Below are 20,134 nucleotides of genomic sequence, written 5' to 3' on the forward strand. Positions count from 1 at the left end.
CTTCTCAAAGTTTTAAACACTATTTGGCTTATGTTGGCAATCAATAATTTGTAAGAATGATTGACTTTCAAAGAAAAAACCTAGAAGCACACAGTAAACCAACCATTTTGTTAGCAGATTTAGTATATGCCCGCCACTTTTTAAGCTTTCGCTAAGAAAAAGGGTACAGCAACTGGACGCGTTGCTTTATCGCTTTATAGGTTAGCATGTGCAGCTTCCTGTTTTGACAAATATTTTATAATTAATGTTACGCCACTTAATGCGGGACGTAATTCCTTATAACTAATTATACGCCACTTAATGCAGGACGTAATACTTTATACAAAATTATACAACGATTAATGCTGGAACTAATGTTTTATAATTAATGTTACTATGCTTATGGAAGGACGTGATTTATTATAACTAGTTGTACACTGCCAAGTGCGGGACGTAATAAATTATAACTAATTATACAAAAACTATTGTATACACGGTATTTGTTATTAATTAATTATACGCTAAATACTAGCGACTTACACATTTAACAGCCGGTTTGCCAAAATAAAAGAGTAGTTTGTACTAACGCTATATCTTTTAAAGTTTCAGCCAAAAAGGACTATATGAATAGCTTATAAAAGCAAAACACAGCCCATTAGGACTGTGTTTTTATATAAATTTATTAGAAAGCTAACAAACCACTTTCTTCTTATTTCACACTTGCCACTAAATATTCACGGTTCATACGTGCGATATTTTCAAGAGAAATTCCTTTAGGACATTCCACTTCACAAGCTCCGGTATTGGTACAGTTACCAAAACCTTCTTCATCCATTTGACGTACCATATTCATTACACGGTCTGCTGCTTCAACTTTTCCTTGCGGTAAAAGTGCGAATTGCGAGACTTTTGCAGAAACGAACAACATTGCTGAAGCGTTTTTACAAGAAGCTACACAAGCACCACATCCGATACAACTTGCTGCATCAAAAGCTTTATCTGCATCGTGTTTTGGAATAGGAATTCCGTTAGCATCCTGCGTGTTTCCTGATGTTGGAACCGATATAAAACCACCTGCATGTTGGATACGGTCAAAAGAACCTCTATCTACAATTAAATCTTTAATTACAGGAAAAGCTTTTGAACGGAAAGGCTCGATAAAAATCGTGTCTCCGTCCTTAAACATTCTCATGTGTAATTGACAAGTAGTAACACCTCTATCCGGTCCGTGAGCTTCACCGTTGATGAATAATGAACACATTCCGCAAATTCCTTCGCGACAATCGTGGTCAAAAGCAACTGGTTCATCTCCTTTGTTAATCAATCCTTCGTTTAAAATGTCAAGCATTTCAAGGAAAGACATATCAGGTTCAATTCCGTCGATTGGGTAATCAACGATTTTTCCTGTTTCTTTGGCGTTTTTCTGACGCCATATTTTTAATGTAAGTTTCATAATTTTCAGTGTTGAGAATTAAGTGTTGAGTTGTACTCGAACTTATATCTTATTTATAGCTACGTTGAACCAATTTAACATTATCAAAAACCAATTCTTCCTTGTGAAGAACAGCTTCGCTAGGTTTTCCTTTGTATTCCCATGCTGCAACGTAAGCAAAATCATCGTCGTTACGCAATGCTTCTCCTTCTGGAGTTTGGTATTCCTCACGGAAGTGACCTCCACAAGATTCGTTTCTATGTAAAGCATCTTTTGCAAAAAGCTCTCCTAATTCAAGGAAATCGGCAACACGCATGGCTTTCGCCAATTCTTCGTTGTAGCTGTCAATTGTTCCTGGAACACGAACGTCGTTGTGAAATTCTTCCCGTAAAGCTGAGATTTCGCTAATTGCTTCAGTCAAACCTTGTGCATTACGAGCCATTCCTACTTTGTCCCACATGATTTTTCCTAATCTCTTATGGAAATAATCTACAGAATGCGTACCGTTATTATTGATGAACTTTTCTAATTGTGTACGAACGTTATTTTCAGCTGCTTCAAATTCTGGTGTATCCGTTGGAATTTTTCCTAATTTGATATCTGGTGCCAAGTAAGCTCCGATAGTGTAAGGCAATACGAAATAACCGTCAGCCAAACCTTGCATCAATGCTGAAGCTCCCAAACGATTGGCTCCGTGGTCAGAGAAATTAGATTCTCCAATTGAGAAACAACCTGGAATGGTAGTCATCAAGTTATAATCAACCCATGTTCCTCCCATTGTGTAGTGAACCGCTGGGTAAATCATCATTGGTGTTTTGTATGGATTCTCATCGATGATTTTCTCATACATTTGAAACAAGTTACCGTATTTATTAGCAACTACTTCTGTTCCTAATTCGATAATTTTTGCAGCATCAGCTGTTTCGTGCAAACCTTTAATATAAGCTTGCTCTTTTCCGTAACGTTGAATAGCCGAAGCAAAATCCAAATAAACGGCTTGACCTGTTTTGTTTACACCAAATCCTGCATCACATCTTTCTTTTGCAGCACGAGAAGCTACGTCACGAGGAACTAGATTTCCAAAAGCAGGATATCTTCTTTCCAAGTAATAATCTCTTTCTGCCTCAGATAAATCGGTTGGTTTTTTCTTACCCTCACGAATTGCAATCGCATCTTCCATTGTTTTTGGAACCCAAATACGTCCATCATTTCTCAATGATTCCGACATCAAAGTCAGTTTTGACTGGTGGTCTCCTGAAACAGGAATACAAGTTGGGTGAATTTGTGTGTAACAAGGATTTGCAAAGAATGCTCCTTTTTTATGTATTTTCCACGCTGCAGTAGCGTTACTTCCCATTGCATTGGTAGAAAGGAAGAAAACGTTTCCGTATCCACCTGAACCTACAACAACTGCATGAGCTGAATGTCTTTCTATTTCACCTGTAACCAAGTTACGAGCGATAATTCCTCTTGCTTTTCCGTTTACGATTACTAAATCTAGCATTTCGTGACGGTTGAACATTTTGATTTTTCCACGACCAATTTGACGGTTCATCGCAGAATAAGCACCAAGTAATAATTGTTGTCCCGTTTGTCCTTTTGCATAAAAAGTACGTGAAACCAAAGCTCCACCAAACGAACGGTTGTCTAACAATCCACCATATTCACGTGCCAATGGAACTCCTTGAGCCACACATTGGTCAATGATATTAGAAGAAACTTCCGCAAGACGATAAACGTTTGCTTCACGAGAACGGTAATCTCCTCCTTTTACAGTGTCATAAAATAAACGGAACGTTGAATCTCCGTCACCTTGGTAGTTTTTTGCTGCATTAATTCCCCCTTGAGCTGCAATAGAGTGTGCTCTTCGAGGTGAATCTTGAAAGCAAAATGCTTTAACGTTATAACCCAATTCGGCTAAAGTTGCAGCGGCAGAACCTCCTGCAAGACCTGTACCAACAACGATAATATCTAAATTACGTTTGTTAGCTGGGTTAACTAAATTAATATGGTCTTTATAATCGGTCCATTTGTCCGCGATTGGGCCATTTGGTATTTTTGAATCTAAACTCATGATTTTATAGGTATATTATTTAGCAAAAAAGTGAATATAAACTGGAATAATAGCAAACAATAATGGAACTATGATTGCAAATCCTTTCCCGAATCCTCTAATTAAGCCGTTGTATTTTGGGTTATTAGCTCCTAAAGATTGAAATGCACTTGCGAAACCGTGTAATAAGTGAAAAGCTAAAACGAACATTGCAATTACATACATAATTGTAGCAATCAAACCATATGTCGCATCTTGAAAATAAGCAAAAGTAATTTTGTGTAAGTCTTTGTAACCATCACCCATTTTTACATTAGCTTCCTTATTGTAAAACTCTGTTCTATTTCTTATTTCCAAACCCGATTGCTCTAATTGACTTGCTTCTACAGGAAAAAACTTACCTGTATCTGTAGTCAAATAAAGTTCTTGTTTTTGTCCACCAATATCGACTGTAGTAGTTTGCAAGGGCATCTTATCATCAAAATGCATAACAGCCCAAAAACTTACCATGTGTGTTACAATGAAAATCAAGATTAATGACCCTAAAATCGCCATGTTTCTTGAAGCCCAATTGCTATTCGCACTTGGATTTTCTTTAGCGTAACCAATTGGTCGTGCTTTTTTGTTTTGAATAGTCAATAAAATACCATCAAAAGCGTGAAACAAAATAGAAATGTAAGTCACATAAGACAACAATTTGACCGCCGGGTTGGTGGTCATAAATAACGCATACTGATTGAATTGTAATGCGTCTCCGAATATTAGTTGCAAGTTTCCAGCTAAGTGTCCCGCCAAAAACAGACATAAAAATAAACCTGTTAGAGCCATCCAATACTTCTTAGCAAGTGATGACTTTAATAATGCAGATTTTGCCATAATTTATAATTGAGTGTTTTAAATTCGAACAAAAATACTGCTAATTAGGAAATACTACAACCTTTGAGCATCTATTTATAACGATTTTAAAGTGTTTAATTCATTAGAAGTATCTTAAATTGAATAGAATTTACAATCTGTTTTTAAAAATGATTGTAAAAATCCGATAAAAGTGCAACATCTTAACCCTAGTTAAAAGCTTAAATCAATATGTTTTAGTCATGTTTTCATCCACAACTAGAATAAAATCAGCTTTATTTAAATGCTCTTTCTCAAGTTTATTAAGTTGATTTTGTTCTACTGTTGAAATGGTAATTATACTAATCTGAGGTCGATATTTTCTTAAATACCAATTAATTCCATCAAAATTATCCGAATGAAAACTGCCGTTGTAATGAATGAAAATACTATTCGCCTCCAAATTTTCAGTAATAAAATACGCCATCGTAGCATCTTTACTCGCTTGAGCTTTTGGCATATTCGGGCTCGTATGTTCACCCATCATCGTCATCATTTTAGTATATCCTGGCAAATCTTTATCATACGGAATCGGTTGTGGTGCAATCCACGATTTTTCTTCATCTGATAAAGTTTCCAAACTTTCGAAACCCTTTTTGTGCACCATCGATGCATATCTTCTAGGGATATTTGTGGCTATAAACGGTAGTTTTTTTTCTTTTGCAAAATCAACTAAGGGTTTATAATCAGTTTTGTAATTAGGCCACAATCTTGCGGTAGAATCCAATTGTTTCTGATTAATTTTATCTTCTAAATAGTCGTTTAATTGCTTTTGATTGTCGGATTCTATCATTTCGGCACCTAAAACAATTCCTTTTTTCAAACTAACTTCTTTCGTTAATTCTAATTGAAGCCAATGGCAAATAGGGTTATCGTGAAATTCTCCAAACAAAACCACTTCGGTTTTTGCAGCAGCTTTTACTACTTTCTCAAAATTAACTTTCTTACCTTTTTTATCAAATAATTGATATGCTTTTTTGTCTTGTGCGTTTCCTATGCTACAAATTGCCAATAGTAATAGAACGATACCGTTTTTCATTGTCTAAAATTTGTCTAAATATACTAAATAATTAAAATTTTATCGCCTCCTTAACTTCAATTGAACATATTCTTTTTAAATTTGAATTCACAAAAACAACTACATTCGACATGCATTTTTGCAGTCAATATCTAAATTTATATTTTATGAAATACCATCAAATAGACCGTCAGCTTTTCATCAATAACCGTAAGAAATTTACGGCAGCCATGAAACCCAATAGTGTTGCCGTTTTCAATTCTAATGACATTTACCCCGTTTCTGCCGATTCTACATTACCGTTTGCACAAAGTCGCGACATATTTTACTTGAGTGGTGTGGACCAAGAAGAGAGTATTTTGTTGCTTTTTCCGGATGCTCCTTACGAAAATTTGAAAGAGATTTTATTTCTAAAGGAAACCAATGACCACATTGCAGTTTGGGAAGGCGAAAAACTAACTAAAGAGCGTGCTTATGAAGTTACAGGAATTAAGAATGTAATTTGGCTACAAGATTTTCACAAGACATTGAAGGAAATCATGGCTTATTCTGACACGATGTACATCAATACCAATGAACATTACCGCGCTTCTATTGAAACAGAAACCCGTGAAGCCCGCTTTGTAAAATGGTGGAAGGAAAACTACCCTGCTCATAAAGTAGAAAAATCCAACCCAATTTTGCAACGTTTGCGATCTGTAAAAGAGCAAGCGGAATTGGATTTGATTCAAAAAGCATGTGATATTACGGATAAAGGTTTTCGTAGAATTTTAAATTTTGTGAAACCAAACGTTACGGAATATGAAATTGAAGCCGAATTTATTCATGAATTTATCCGAAATCGTTCCAAAGGATTTGCTTACACGCCAATTATTGCTTCGGGAAATAACGCGAACGTTTTGCATTATATTGAAAACAACCAACCTTGTAATGCAGGGGATTTAATCTTACTAGATGTTGGTGCAGAATATGCCAATTATTCCAGCGATATGTCGCGAACGATTCCTGTTTCTGGAAAGTTTTCAGAACGACAAGCACAAGTTTATAATGCGGTTTTGAAAGTGAAAAACGATGCCACAAAATTATTAGTTCCAGGTACTTTGTGGAAAGAATACAACCAAGAAGTGGGTAAATTAATGACTTCGGAATTGCTAGGTTTAGGTCTGTTAGACAAATCCGATGTGCAAAACGAAAATCCTGATTGGCCGGCTTACAAAAAATATTTTATGCATGGAACTTCCCACCACATGGGCTTGGACACGCACGATTACGGCTTGCTACACGAACCAATGAAAGCCAATATGGTTTTTACCGTTGAACCTGGAATTTATATTCCAGCAGAAGGTTTCGGTATTCGATTGGAAGATGATGTTGTGATTCAAGAAAAAGGGGAGCCTTTTAATTTGATGCGAAATATTCCTATTGAAATTGAAGAAATTGAGTCGCTTATGAACGCTTAAAAGTTAGTTTAAGGGTTTAAAAGTTTAAGAGTTTAAAAGACGGTTTACGAAAGTGAGCCGTTTTTTTTTTATAATTGAATTATCGTTTTAATGAAAAATGTCCCCTGTAAACAATTTTTGTGTCAGAAACACGTGTAATTCTAAACCAATAATCTGTTACAGGAAGAATAATACCATTATACTTTCCGTCCCAACCAGGATTATTTTTATTAAAAGAAATTATAAATTTTCCATATCTGTCGTATATTTCTACATTGAATATGTCTTGAAGTTGAGCGAAATTTATACTCCACAAGTCATTATACCCGTCTCCGTTAGGTGTGAAAAATTTTGGATAATTTAGAAGATATACTTCTTCTGGTTTTCCAACACATCCTGCTTCATTTTTGATAAAAACCGTGTATGAGCCCGCTCTTAAATTTTCAAAGTAATTACTGTTTTGGTAAATAATTCCATCCAATGAATAGGTATAATTTGGTTTATTTGGTAAAACTGTAATTGTATTGTTATTTGACCAATCTGTAGTTATTACTTTTTCAATAACTGGTGGACTAGAAAAATCTATTATTAGCTGAGTTATTTTAAAACAAAGACTTTGTGTTGAAAATATTCTTACATAAACCGTTTCAAAAGTTGCTTGGTAATTTTGAAAATTGGTAATTGGGCTAATATTTCCTTCTGCATCGTCAAAGGAATGATAATAACTAAAAACATAGTTGACCTCTGCCGCACCTGCAGGAATAAAAACGCTGTTGTATTCTGAAATATTTATAATTTCATTAACGTCGTTTGGATTGCTTTTGCAAAAGAAAATAGAATGTTGGTTTGGGCTTGACCCAAAATAATCGGATATAATTACAGCAATTCGCTGGCTTTCGCAGAAACCAATGGTTTGGCTGACATAATAAATCTTGTCGGGAATTATAACTGTAGAATCGGCAATGGCATCGCCAACTAAAGTAGCATAAAAGGCTAAATTTTCTCCCGTTATATTTAAATCAGCAAGCGTTAAACCTTGAACAAAACAAGGCTGGATAGCCTCAATTACAGGTGGTGGCGGAGGAGGCAGAATGTTCATTATAACTGGCAATCTATCAAAATTAGGACAGCTTTCTACTATATTTTCATAGTAATACGTTTCTCCGTCAACGATTGCAAGACTCTCAGTTAAAGGGGTTGGCGAAGTCGATGACAAGTACCATTTTACATTGAATGCTTTTGGTTGAATGTCTCCAATGGTAGGATTGGGTGTTGTACCTGCACAAAAATCATAATGCTCATCGAACAAGGGTCCAATATCACATTTAGATAATTTCAAAACATAACCTCTCGTTTCATTAAAAAAGTCGCCATCAATTCCATTTTGAAAAAGATCATTTGTTAATATATAATCTTCCAAGGGATGTGGGTCAAAATCGGTTGGCCTTTGAAAATACCCTCCTAGAAGAATATTGTCGTTTGAATCGACATGAACAGCATCAATACTCACACGGTCTTCAAGTGTGTTTACATACAATCGCTTAAAATCAATTAAATCTCCATCGGGTCTTACTTTTAATAAAAGATAACTAGCATTATTTGTTTCAATTGTTGTTGTTGAATTTTTAAAATAAAATTCATCAGACAATCCTGATTTAACGGGTATTATCAACTCGCCAATACTATTTATGGTAAAGTTTGTCATCAATTGATCCCATTGTCCATAAATTGATGAACTCCAGATATAGTTAGCGTTAACGTCTATTTTAAAAATGGCGGCATCAGATGACACGTCATTCCCTGAAGGTAAATCACTTACTGTCACATTATTAAATTGAATGGGGCTAGGTTCAATATAATTTGCAGAGTAATAAATAGAATTTGAACCATTAATATGCATATCTGAAACCTTATAATATAACATATCTATAATCCAACTTTCAGTTTGGTTAGGCAAAAATTTACATATAAAATGATTTGCAGCATCAAGATCTGATGGAGGTTGCGCTAAACTTGTGGTACCATATAAAAAACTATTTTTATATATACCTGAACAATAAATATTATTCTGACTGTCTATCTCAATATTAGTAAAGCCATTATAACTGTTAGTATTTTGATTATTAAATTCCTTTTCCCACAATACATTTAAATTAGTATCTAACTTAGTAATGTAGCTCCAATCAATTATATAAGCAATCAAAGGATTATCGCTATAGCTAACAGTAAATCCAACTGCAGTTATATCATTATTATTATCAATTACTAGATCGTTAATATGTGTATCCTCAAATAGAATAGTATTAATATAATTTCCTTGTGCATCTAACTTCAAAACAAAGCCATAATATTGCTTATTTGAAAGTCCTTCGTGGGTTGGTGCTAGTATTTTTGGAAAAGCAGGATTTGGAGGAGTAAGATTAAAATACAAGGTCGAAATAGAAGGTCGAGTATAGCCGCTAATTATTAAATCACCATCATTATCTATATTAATTGATGAAAAAAAATATGAGCCTCCCACAGTCCAACTCTTGGCCCATAAAATATTTTTATTTTCATCTAATTTTATTAAATAACTAGAACTTGCAACATCGCTAGCTTTTATAAAAACATCTTCTTGCCCATCTCCAAAATCATTAAAACCACTAAAAGAGCCCGTTGCATAGGTTTCATTATTATCATTTATTGCCATAAGTCTTACAATTCCCATTGGTGGATACTCATTTTCTCCAACCACCCCTTTAGTAGCATATACCCAATCAAATTCCTGCCCAAAAGATTTTAGGGGAAGAAGTGAAATGAAAAGCAATAAATAAAATGCTCTCAATTTAAAAGAAGTATCATTTTTTTTTACTAAAATCATAAGTAAAGGTCCTAAAACTTATCGAAGTAGCTAATATACAAATAAAACCTACCCCTTCATCCGCATCAACAAGTTATTCTCAATCCGCAACACCTTATTTTCCTCCTGAAGTTGGGCAATTAATGATAAATTATCGGCATTATATCTTGCACTTACGCTAAACTCACGAGGCAAATGATTAGCAATATCTTGAAAAAAATTATGCTCCAAGGCATAACTAATGTCCTCTAAAGTATTGGTTCGGATGTCAGGACTATTGCGGTACAACGATACGGTTTGCCCTTGTTTTCCTATCAAACCCGCCAAATGTTCCCCTTGAATAAAGTGGTCTTTTAAATGAGTACTCAGTATTCTTCCTACGTTAATAGGGTTTCGGTCTTTTTTCATCGGTTTTTATTTTTTAGTTGTAAATAAATTTAAAATTAAAGCAAAAAACTTAAAGTTCAAATACAATTACTAAATTTTCACGAGTATTCTAAATATAATATACAGCTATATTGCCACAGTATGTATATTTACACTTGTAAATATATGTAGTCCTGCACGACTATTTATATTTGCACTTGTAACTCTGTACATAAATTACCTATATTTATATTTGCATTTGCTAAATATGTATAAAGAATATCCCAAATTGTATTTACACTTGTATTTTTTTATAAAAAATATATACATTTATATTTACACTGGTAATTATATATAATAATTATAATTACTGTATAAATCATATAAATACTATAGGTTTGTCAACAAGTTTTAAATTTACGCATAATTTTCAACTCCAATTATACACGAAATTTAAATTAGAAAAAGCAGGAATAATGTAACTTTGCCAGATAAATTCAGCCCATTTTGTCAAAAACAATTCACTTCAAAAACACCACAATCTCTTTTACCGACCAAGGCAAAGGAACAGCTATTGTATTGCTACACGGTTTTTTGGAAAATAAAAAAATGTGGGAGGCCTTTATACCTGAATTTTCAAAAAAAAACTGCATCATCACCATCGATTTATTGGGTCATGGAGAAACGGAATCCTTGGGATACGTTCATTCTATGGAAGACAATGCCGATGTAGTTCACGCCGTTTTAGCGGAACTTCGCATCCGGAAAGCCGCATTCGTAGGGCATTCCATGGGTGGTTATGTAGCTTTGGCTTTCGCCGAATTGTATCCCGAATTCATGAAAGGTTTAGTGCTTTTGAACTCCACGGCACGAGCCGACAGCGACGAACGAAAAATAAATAGAGACCGAGCGATTATTGCTGTAAAACACAATTACACCAATTTCATTCGGCTTTCCATTGCCAATTTATTCAGCGAAAACAACCGCGAACGGCTTGCCTTTGAGATTGAACAGGTAAAAGAAGAAGCCTTAAAGACGCCACTTCAAGGCATTGTTGCCTCACTTGAAGGCATGAAAATTCGCAGAGACCGAGAAGTTTTACTGCATTTTTCAGATTATCCGATGCTACTAATTTTAGGCGAAAAAGACCCAGTTTTAAATTATGAAGAAACCACCTCACAAATTGAAGGCACCAAAGTAGCACTCGTCACTTTTCCTGACGGACACATGAGTACGATTGAAAATCAGGAGGAATTGAAAGTGGTTTTGAGTGCTTTTTTTAAGAAAATTTAATTGATTATTTCCTCAAATGGAATTTCAACATTCAATATTTCTTTCAACAAAACAACTAATTCTTTTAAATAATTTTCCAAAACAACCGTGTCTACAACTGTCGATATGTCTTTTCCTTCTTTAAATTTGAAAGGCAAAAAACCATTTCTTAAGTTTTTGAAAGAGATAATTCCCACTTCCATTTCCTTTCCTTTTGCTTCTTTTTCAAACATAAAAGCATACGCTAAAATTTGAATAATCTTGTCGTTTTTAATTTCAGTAACCAAGTTGTCCCACGTTTTCAAAGTCACCGAAGCAGATTCCACCTTACCCGTTTTATAATCAATGATTCTAATTTTGCCATTTCGTTCTTCAATTCGATCCACTTCCCCACCAATTTTGACATCATAAGGCAAATCAGGATGTTTTAGAATTCGAAAAAATTTTTCCTCTAAAAAGAGAACTTTAACTTCGTCTCCCGCTTCCAAACTTTTTAATTCTACATGCAGGAAGTTGAAAATATTTCTTTTTGCAACCTCAAAAACCAAAAGGTTTCGGCCTTTTTGGATATCTCCTTCTTTATAAATAAGTTTAAATTGGTTTAAAACTTCAGCTTCAATTCTTGGAAAAAGTCCTTTGATGTCCTCAGCTTTTAAAATTTTACCCACAAAAGGTTGATACAATTCAAACAAAGTTTCGTGAATTATGGTTCCCAAGGTATTTACGGCTACATTTTCTTCTACTTCATCTACTTGACTGATTCGGATGATTTTTTGCAAATAAAACTGTATCGGATTCCTGATGTAACTCGTTAATGCCGATGGCGAAAAGCCTTTTTCTGCAATTTCTTTCAATCGCAACATCACACTTTCAGATTTTTCTACCACCATTGGTTCATACGCTTTTTGAGGTACTTCTGAATTGTAAATTTCCTGAGTCAACTCATGTGCATCTTGCTTTTCGATTTCAATTTGTGTGATAAATCTACTTCGTTCACCACCGTCTAAACCTTCACTTTCGGTATTATAAAGCAAGTAAATGTTTTTAGCACGTTGCAAAAGATGGTAAAAGTGAAAAGTATAAATAGCATCTTTTTCTTTGAAAGTAGGCAAGCCCAACTCCCGTTTCACATCATAAGGAATAAAGGAATTGGATGCTTTTCCCGCCGGAAATTTCCCTTCATTCATCGAAGTAATAATCACATTTTCAAAATCCAACACCCGACTTTCCAAAACACCCATCAATTGTAACCCGCTAAGTGGTTCTCCTTCAAAAGAGACTTCGGCAACGTCGATTACTTGTTTGTAAATAGAAAACAAAGTATTCAAATCGTCAATCTCATCGTGATTAGTATAGTAGGTAATCAGCTTGTTGATGACCTTAAAAATACTGTACACAAAAGCATTGGTGATTTTCTCTTCTTGCGAGTCACTTTGTAATTTGTCCTTTATCAATAGTAATAATTTGGACAAATTCTCCAGAATGACGACCGGTTTTTCGTTCCATTGCTGAAATAATAAATTAAATAATTCATTCTTTTCATCCTGCAATTCAAGCACTCTTTGATGAGTAATGAACGTATAATTATTCTGGTTGATGATTTTGGCTAAAGCCGAGGTCGCACTAAATGGTTCGACTAACGGATGCGTCAAAATATCCATCAAATCTTTGTAATAAAAAACGTAGGACTTCGCATCTCTTTTGATAGCATGGGTATGTAACTTGAAAAGCTTTGCCAATAAAAGTTGTGCCGGATTGTTCTTAGCCGAATATCCCATGGTAATATTCAGTGAGGGAACGCTTTTTGGCAAAGAATGCAAAAGCGGCAATAAAAGACTCTCTTCGCCTAAAACAACGGCAGTTTTGTGAATGCTTTCAGGCACTTCCTCAATGATTTTTTCCACAATCTTCCCTGCGATTTTGGCTTGACCAATACTTTTTGGCGTACCAATAATTTGAATTTTTTTGGCTAATGAGTAATCATTTGCAATGGTTTCAAACGGATTGGTTTTATAATGTTCCCACTCTTTCTTAATCCGACGAAGAAATAATCCGGCATCATGTTGGTAATCATTCATAAACACTTGATCGATGTCCCACACAATTTCCGCTTGTCCAAGTGCCATCATGTGCTGCACTATTTTCTCTTCGGCAGCATTTAATGCATTGAACCCTGCGAATAAGTATTTTTTATTGTAAGTTGCTTTTGAAAATTGGTCGAGATTGTTCACCGCTTCCCGGTAAATCAAACCTTGATACCCGGTGCCCTTTTGCAACAAGTATTCATATAAACTGGAATAATATTTAGGTAAAAGCTCCCAAAACTTCAAGTATTTTTCAATCATTGAAGTCCGCTTTTCTACGTCAAGCGACCAGTGTTTGATGTCTTCAATATCTTTTAAATACGAAAATACGTGACTTGGCTTGAGTAAGTAACGGTCAATTTCATTAAAGTCTTGTAGTAGTATTTTTGCCCAATTGGCAAAAGATTCAAAATCTTCATGCTGCTTCTCCTCTTGAGGTAAGGACCGATACACGGTGTAAAATTCAAACAGTAATTCAACCGTATCAATGGTTCGAATTTGAGCAAGTTGTTGCACAAAATCTTCAATACTTATAATTTCAGGTGCAAATAAGGTCTGTTCGGCATTATTCTTTAATTCTTCTAACAGAAACACTTTCGCTCTTCTATTGGGAAGAATTACAATTAAATCCTGCGTTTTAATTTCCGAATCATTGAGAATCTTTCGGGCTAGTTGGCTTAAGAATGATGTATTTTCCATAAGATAAAAATACAAAAAAACGCCCCGATAAATCGAGGCGTTTCTTAAATATTTAAAGGAATAAAATTATTTTACTAATTTCACTTCAACTCTACGGTTGTTGGCTTTTCCTTTAGAAGTTTTGTTTGTGTCAATTGGTTTTGATTCACCAAAACCTGATGAAGTTAAACGGTCAGTAGCAATACCATTTTCAATTAAGTACATTCTTACTGCTCCAGCTCTTTCTTCAGAAAGTGTTTGATTCATTGCATCTTTACCATCGCTATCTGTGTGACCTTCGATACTAAATTTAGAACTTGGAAATTCTTTTAAGATTGCAGTAATTGACAATAATACTGGGTACGTTTCTTGTTTGAAAGAAGATTTACCACTGTTAAACAAGATTGTTTTAGCGTAAGCATTTAATTTGATTACTTGCTCTTCTGTCATTTCAGGACATCCGTTGTTTGCAACAGTACCTTTAACAGTAGGACACTTATCATCTTTGTCTAACACTCCGTCTCCGTCAGTATCAGGCCATGGACAACCACCATTTTCTTTTGGTCCTTTTACAGTTGGACATTTGTCACTTTTATCAGTGATTCCATCTCCATCAGTGTCAGGACAACCTTTCATAGATTTTAAACCAGCAACTTCTGGACAGTCATCATTTTTATCAGCTACACCATCTCCGTCTGTATCAGGACAACCTTGGAATTCAGCTAAACCAAAAATATCAGCACAAGCATCATCTTTGTCTAAAATTCCGTCTCCATCTGTATCAGGACATCCGTTTAATTCTTTTGGACCAGCAACTTCTGGACATGCATCATCTTTATCATAAACTCCATCACCATCTGTATCTTTTCCTCCAAATTTGAAAGTCAAACCAGCAAAGTGTTGTACATGAGATGGAACTGCATCAGCAAAAGTTTTCTTGTAAGTTGATTGCAAAGAAAGACCTACTTGCTCAGAAAACCAAAATGTTAATCCTAAACCTCCATTAACAGTACCAGTATCATAATCACCCATCCAAGTATAACCTCCACCAATGTGAGCCGAAGGGTCAATTATTTTAGAACCGAGTAAGTTCATGAAACTGTAACGGATAATTCCGTCTGCTCCATAATAAGTTAAATCTCCAGGATTAGTAACTTCATATCCAGTACCAACAAGTGCTCTGGTTGTTAATTTGTCAATTTTATTAACAGATCCCGTTACTCCAAACGTGAAACCTGCACCAACAGATTTACTTACATTTAAATAAGACACGGAAGGAAGGATGTTCCAGCTTTCGCTAACTTTAAATGGCTGATTAAATTTGTCGGCAAAACTATCACCCGCACCAGCGCGAGTATCTACTGCATTTGCACCAAAGGAAATTGCCCATGGATTATTACTGTCTTGAGCTTGGGCATTCAATCCCATAGCAAGTAAAACAGCAACAAGAATTTTGTTAAGATGTTTCATAATTGATTTTATTAGTTACAAAAGTTATAAGGCAAAAGTAATGTGTTATATTTTAAGAACAAAAGAAAGTGTTAATAAAATATTATATTTTTTTTATACTATTTCTAGGTTTTTAAAACTCCAAGGTTTTTTCCAACTTCCGTAAATGCCTGAATAGCCTTATCTAAATGTTCCTTCGAATGACCCGCAGATAACTGTACACGAATTCTAGCTTTGTCTTTTGGCACTACCGGAAAGAAGAATCCAATTACATAGATACCTTTTTTCAACAATTCATCGGCCATTACTTGTGATAATTTAGCGTCATATAACATGACAGGAACAATTGCAGAATCACCTTGAACGATGTCAAAACCTGCTTTAATCATTCCTTCTTTGAAATAATTGGTATTCCATTCTAATTTATCTCTTAACGATGTATCGCTTTCTAGCAATTCAAAAACCTTAATTGAAGCACCAACAATTGCTGGAGCCAAAGAATTAGAGAATAAATATGGACGTGAACGCTGACGTAAAATTTCAATTACTTCTTTTTTAGCAGTTGTATAACCACCCATTGCTCCACCTAAAGCTTTCCCCAAAGTTCCAGTAATAATATCTACACGACCCATTACTCCTTTAGCTTCTAATGTTCCTTTTCCTGTCGCACCAATAAAACCTGCAGCGTGACATTCATCAACCATTACCAATGCATCGTATCTATCCGCTAAATCGCAAATTTTATCTAATGACGCTACAATTCCGTCCATTGAGAAAACACCATCCGTTACAATTAACTTGAAACGACATCCTTTTTCAGATGCGGCAATTAACTGTGCTTCCAAATCCACCATATCATTATTCTGGTAACGGTATCTTGAAGCTTTACACAATCGAACACCATCAATAATAGAAGCGTGATTTAAACTATCTGAAATTATACAATCTTCTTCTCCTAATAATGGTTCAAAAACACCTCCGTTTGCATCAAAAGCAGCTGCATATAAAATAGTATCCTCTGTTCCGTAGAAATTCGCGATTTTTTGTTCTAATTTTTTGTGAATATCTTGTGTTCCACAAATAAATCGAACCGATGACATTCCGAAACCGTGTGAATCCAATGCATCTTTTGCGGCTTGAACTACTTCAGGATGCGATGAAAGTCCGAGGTAATTATTAGAACAAAAGTTCAAAACTGTTTCACCTGTAGAAATAGTGATTTCCGCTCCTTGAGGCGAAGTAATCACGCGTTCTTTTTTGAAAATACCATTGTCTTCAATAGCTTTCAACTCATTTTGCAAGTGTTGCTGAATTTTTCCGTACATAGTTTGTGTATTTATTTTTTACAAATTTACAATTTCAAATTCGTTGCCAATGTATATGATGGACTTTTTAATCACTTTGTAGCCCATTTGCTCAATTGCGTCTTGGTATTTCTGCAATTGTTTATGATATTTCGGTTCATGTTTCCCGGTTTTATAATCCAATAAATACATTTCGGTGTTGTTTTTCAAAACCATTCTATCGGGTTTTACTAAACTTCCATGCTTTTGAATAATCGTTTGCTCATTGAAAGCCGTACTGTTTTCGTCAAAAAACAAACTCAAGTCCGTATGATTTACAATCTCCCGAATTGTTTTTTCAACAATATCTTTTTGCGTTCCTGCAATCAACCCGTTTTCCAACGCTTTTTGCAAAGCCAAGTCAATATCCGATTTAGTATGAATATAAGACAAAATTTCGTGGATTATATTTCCGTAAGTAATCGCATCTTGTTGCGAAGTGCCCCACATTAAGGATTCGCGTTGCGCGATTTTAATATTCTCAATTGGCAAAACTTCCGCAACTCTTGTTATTTTCTTTGGCAAAATCGATGCTTTCTTTTCACCTGAATATTTCTTGGCAATGCCAAATTCGTATTCCAATTTTCCTTCTTCAAAAATATGTTTGCTATCCAAATATTTGAGTAAATATGAGGAAGTAGTGTTAGGCCATTCGCCTTTTGAATTCAAAACCTCATACTGCGAAATAATGTACAATTGTTCTTCTGGACGCGTCAAGGCAACGTACAAAACATTAATATTGTCAAGCAATTGCTCTTGTGCTTTTTGGTCGAAAACAGTTTTTGCAGCATTGCCAAATCCTTCAACTGCTTTATTATTATCGATTAAAACCCTTTGTAAATCGAACGTTTCCGTTTCGTTGTCGACCCATAATTTGTCTTTTCGCTGTCGACTGTAATTTTCATCGGCAAAGGGAAAAATCACAATTGGAAATTCCAATCCTTTCGATTTGTGAATAGAAATAATTCGAACCGCATTATTTCCTTCCGGCGAAGGAATGCTGAAACTCGTTTTTTTCTTTTCCCAATATTCTAAAAAGTCGGCAACTCCGGCTTGGTTTTTAATGTCGCGTTCCAAAACGATATCCAGGAAATATTGCAAATACGCATTATTTTTGGACACCGGAATGCATTTCGAAATCAATAATTCCACGGTTTCATACAATGCTTTCTTGCGAATGTTTTGAAACGATAATTTCATTTCAAAAGTTTCCAACCATTCTTCTAACTCCTTCTCAAACTTGAAACTCATTCCCTTGGCAATAAAATCGTGAATTTCCGAAGGCGGCAAATTATAGAACCCAACATAATATAGAAAATACGCTTTGGCTTCAAGGTCGTTCGCATTTTTTAAGTAATTCAACGCGTGAATTAAAAACTGCACTTCCGTTGCATTTGCAATCAATAAGGTTTCCGAAGATTGAATGGGTATTTCGTTTTCTGTCAGATAATTGGCAACAGCCACACCGTCCTTATTATGACGAACTACAACCGCAATGTCGCTATACGAATAACCTTGCTGCTGCACTTTTAAAATAATGTCTAATGTTTTTATAACATATAAATCATCTTGGGTCAGTTCATCTTCCTCTTCCGATTTTTCCTTTTTTGGCAAAAACGAGACATTTACATAACCGCCAATTTTGTCTTTGACATTCTGCCGACTATGGTTTTCATACAAATCTTTATAATCTTCGTGTTCAAATTCGCCTGAAATGTATTTAAAAAAATCATTATTAAATTCGATAATTTGCGAATAACTGCGGAAATTATCCTCTAAATGAACGACGGTTTTATCGGGAATCCCAAAAGGATTTGCGTCTTTACTCAATTCGATAAATTGTTCCGCCTTCCCTCCACGCCAACGGTAAATGGATTGTTTTGGGTCGCCCACAATCATCAGCGAACCTCTTTCGCCTTGTAAATCTTCGCTTACTAACGCATTATCGATTAACGGAATTAAATTTTGAAACTGCATTTCTGACGTATCCTGAAATTCGTCAATAAAGAAATGTTTGTAGCGTTCGCCCATTCGTTCGTAAATAAATGGAGCGGGCTGCTTTTGAATTTCCTTGTGAATAATGGCATTAAATTCAGCAATCGAAAGTATGTTTTGTTCCTTTTGAATATCGGCTAATTTGTTACTCAACGTATTCAACAACGAAAGTGGCGTGATGTTTTTTAGAAACGCTTTGTAAAAATCATGTTGGGCAAATTGCTCATAAATAATTTGCAATTGCGATAACATTTGCGGAATCAAATTTTCAATAATCGCTCTATCTTTTGCGGTTTTATTAATGGCGATATCTTCAAATTCGTGGTAACGTTTATTTAAAGGATTAAAGTTTTTCTGCGAAATTCCTGTAACGTGATTGGGAAAAGTTCCTCGTGAAAATGATTTTAAATCGACACCGTTTTTTTCTAAAGTTTCCAAAATATCCGAAGCACGGTTTGCATTTTCTTCGATAATCGTTTTACACGTTTCCTTTAATTTCTGTTTGATTGCCATGAAATCAGGAATCGACTTTCCTTGAAAATTGATGACTTCTTCCCTATTGTTTTCGTTGAGAATTAATCTTCCGGTATCCATGATTTCGCGTGAAATGTCCCAACTTTTATCATCGTCGGTTTTTTCCATTGTGAAATCGATGAGCAGTTTGGTGAGCATTTCATCGGTTCCGGCTTCGGCAATGATGGCGTCAACGGCTTCTGTTAATAAGTTTTCGGTATCAAGAGAAACTTCAAAAGTCATGGGAAGGTCTAAATCGTGAGCAAACGTTCGGATGACTTTGTGGGTAAATTTATCAATCGTAGAAATATCAAATGCGGCATAATTATGAATAATATGCTTTATGATTTCTTGTGATTTTGCTTTAATTTGCGAAGCGTCAAGTTCGGTTTCTTCAACTAAAACGTCCATTAATTGTAGGGCTTTCGCCGCGGGTTCGTCTTTTATAAATTCAGAAAGACTGCCTACGATACGGCTTTTCATTTCGTGAACCGCTTTATTGGTAAATGTGATGGCAAGGATGGAGCGATACGCATCATTCTTTTTAGCAGACAAGATAATTTTCAGGTATTCCTTAACGAGGTTAAAGGTTTTTCCAGAACCGGCTGATGCGTCGTAAATGGAGAAAGCGTGTTTTTGCATGGTTGGTATTTTGTCTAAAAATAGTGCTTTTTTTGGAAATTGGACAGAAATAGTACAATCCTTTTTTTACCACCAATTTCACAAATTAGCACAAATTTTCAGGTTGATTCAATTAGTAAAAATGATTGGTTAACT

The 20,134-nt window shown here is 35.1% G+C and carries 12 protein-coding genes; 2 read left to right on the forward strand and 10 right to left on the reverse strand.

Translation table 11 applies throughout. The annotated features are described in order from the left end of the window. Positions 1 to 688: 688 nt before the first annotated feature. The 4 genes from ACQ5J2_RS03275 to ACQ5J2_RS03290 all read right to left on the reverse strand — a co-directional run bounded on the left by ACQ5J2_RS03275 (position 689) and on the right by ACQ5J2_RS03290 (position 5,397). A complete protein-coding gene (locus ACQ5J2_RS03275) occupies positions 689 to 1,432 on the reverse strand; it encodes a succinate dehydrogenase/fumarate reductase iron-sulfur subunit (RefSeq protein ID WP_432672278.1) in 744 nt (247 codons plus the stop codon). Positions 1,433 to 1,481: 49 nt separating this feature from the next. After that, complete coding sequence (locus ACQ5J2_RS03280) at positions 1,482 to 3,485, reverse strand: fumarate reductase/succinate dehydrogenase flavoprotein subunit (RefSeq protein WP_432672280.1); 2,004 nt, start codon at positions 3,483 to 3,485, stop codon at positions 1,482 to 1,484. A gap of 15 nt (positions 3,486 to 3,500) precedes the next feature. Next, positions 3,501 to 4,340 (reverse strand): succinate dehydrogenase cytochrome b subunit, encoded by an 840-nt coding sequence (locus ACQ5J2_RS03285; RefSeq protein ID WP_432672281.1) that lies wholly within the window; start codon positions 4,338 to 4,340, stop codon positions 3,501 to 3,503. A 205-nt stretch (positions 4,341 to 4,545) separates the two neighbouring features. Next, the gene (locus ACQ5J2_RS03290; protein ID WP_432672283.1) at positions 4,546 to 5,397 is read right to left on the reverse strand and encodes a ChaN family lipoprotein; all 852 of its coding nucleotides are present in this window, start codon (positions 5,395 to 5,397) and stop codon (positions 4,546 to 4,548) included. 146 nt (positions 5,398 to 5,543) lie between these two features. Between ACQ5J2_RS03290 and ACQ5J2_RS03295 the strand changes: the two genes are divergently transcribed. Beyond that, on the forward strand, positions 5,544 to 6,836 hold the full coding sequence (locus tag ACQ5J2_RS03295) for an aminopeptidase P family protein (RefSeq protein WP_432672284.1): 1,293 nt from the start codon (positions 5,544 to 5,546) through the stop codon (positions 6,834 to 6,836). A gap of 79 nt (positions 6,837 to 6,915) precedes the next feature. Here ACQ5J2_RS03295 and ACQ5J2_RS03300 read toward each other — a convergent pair whose 3' ends face one another. Both ACQ5J2_RS03300 and ACQ5J2_RS03305 read right to left on the reverse strand, forming a co-directional pair. Beyond that, complete coding sequence (locus tag ACQ5J2_RS03300) at positions 6,916 to 9,678, reverse strand: T9SS type B sorting domain-containing protein (RefSeq protein ID WP_432672285.1); 2,763 nt, start codon at positions 9,676 to 9,678, stop codon at positions 6,916 to 6,918. 48 nt (positions 9,679 to 9,726) lie between these two features. After that, entirely contained in the window at positions 9,727 to 10,065 is a 339-nt protein-coding gene (locus tag ACQ5J2_RS03305; protein WP_432672287.1) for a hypothetical protein, read from the reverse strand. 465 nt (positions 10,066 to 10,530) lie between these two features. Here ACQ5J2_RS03305 and ACQ5J2_RS03310 point away from each other — a divergent pair, with 465 nt between their 5' ends. Continuing rightward, positions 10,531 to 11,316, forward strand: coding sequence for an alpha/beta fold hydrolase (locus tag ACQ5J2_RS03310; RefSeq protein WP_432672288.1), 786 nt, complete (start codon positions 10,531 to 10,533; stop codon positions 11,314 to 11,316). On the opposite strand, the gene ACQ5J2_RS03315 is transcribed toward ACQ5J2_RS03310, so the two are convergent. The 4 genes from ACQ5J2_RS03315 to ACQ5J2_RS03330 form a co-directional block, all read right to left on the reverse strand. Beyond that, the gene (locus tag ACQ5J2_RS03315; protein WP_432672290.1) at positions 11,313 to 14,078 is read right to left on the reverse strand and encodes a PD-(D/E)XK nuclease family protein; all 2,766 of its coding nucleotides are present in this window, start codon (positions 14,076 to 14,078) and stop codon (positions 11,313 to 11,315) included. The two genes, ACQ5J2_RS03310 and ACQ5J2_RS03315, sit on opposite strands and share 4 nt — an antisense overlap. A gap of 66 nt (positions 14,079 to 14,144) precedes the next feature. Further along, the gene (locus ACQ5J2_RS03320) at positions 14,145 to 15,527 is read right to left on the reverse strand and encodes an OmpA family protein (protein ID WP_432672291.1); all 1,383 of its coding nucleotides are present in this window, start codon (positions 15,525 to 15,527) and stop codon (positions 14,145 to 14,147) included. Positions 15,528 to 15,631: 104 nt separating this feature from the next. Next, positions 15,632 to 16,831 (reverse strand): glycine C-acetyltransferase, encoded by a 1,200-nt coding sequence (gene kbl / locus ACQ5J2_RS03325; protein WP_432672292.1) that lies wholly within the window; start codon positions 16,829 to 16,831, stop codon positions 15,632 to 15,634. An 18-nt stretch (positions 16,832 to 16,849) separates the two neighbouring features. Then, the gene (locus ACQ5J2_RS03330; RefSeq protein WP_432672294.1) at positions 16,850 to 19,999 is read right to left on the reverse strand and encodes a UvrD-helicase domain-containing protein; all 3,150 of its coding nucleotides are present in this window, start codon (positions 19,997 to 19,999) and stop codon (positions 16,850 to 16,852) included. Positions 20,000 to 20,134: the final 135 nt, after the last annotated feature.

This window comes from Flavobacterium sp. SM2513 (assembly GCF_050908145.1).
Taxonomy (GTDB): domain Bacteria; phylum Bacteroidota; class Bacteroidia; order Flavobacteriales; family Flavobacteriaceae; genus Flavobacterium.

Coding starts and splice junctions, on each gene's coding strand:
- ACQ5J2_RS03275 (WP_432672278.1), bottom strand. CDS start 1,432: ATGAAACTTACATTAAAAATATGGCGTCAGAAAAACGCCAAAGAAACA.
- ACQ5J2_RS03280 (WP_432672280.1), bottom strand. CDS start 3,485: ATGAGTTTAGATTCAAAAATACCAAATGGCCCAATCGCGGACAAATGG.
- ACQ5J2_RS03285 (WP_432672281.1), bottom strand. CDS start 4,340: ATGGCAAAATCTGCATTATTAAAGTCATCACTTGCTAAGAAGTATTGG.
- ACQ5J2_RS03290 (WP_432672283.1), bottom strand. CDS start 5,397: ATGAAAAACGGTATCGTTCTATTACTATTGGCAATTTGTAGCATAGGA.
- ACQ5J2_RS03295 (WP_432672284.1), top strand. CDS start 5,544: ATGAAATACCATCAAATAGACCGTCAGCTTTTCATCAATAACCGTAAG.
- ACQ5J2_RS03300 (WP_432672285.1), bottom strand. CDS start 9,678: ATGATTTTAGTAAAAAAAAATGATACTTCTTTTAAATTGAGAGCATTT.
- ACQ5J2_RS03305 (WP_432672287.1), bottom strand. CDS start 10,065: ATGAAAAAAGACCGAAACCCTATTAACGTAGGAAGAATACTGAGTACT.
- ACQ5J2_RS03315 (WP_432672290.1), bottom strand. CDS start 14,078: ATGGAAAATACATCATTCTTAAGCCAACTAGCCCGAAAGATTCTCAAT.
- ACQ5J2_RS03320 (WP_432672291.1), bottom strand. CDS start 15,527: ATGAAACATCTTAACAAAATTCTTGTTGCTGTTTTACTTGCTATGGGA.
- kbl (WP_432672292.1), bottom strand. CDS start 16,831: ATGTACGGAAAAATTCAGCAACACTTGCAAAATGAGTTGAAAGCTATT.
- ACQ5J2_RS03330 (WP_432672294.1), bottom strand. CDS start 19,999: ATGCAAAAACACGCTTTCTCCATTTACGACGCATCAGCCGGTTCTGGA.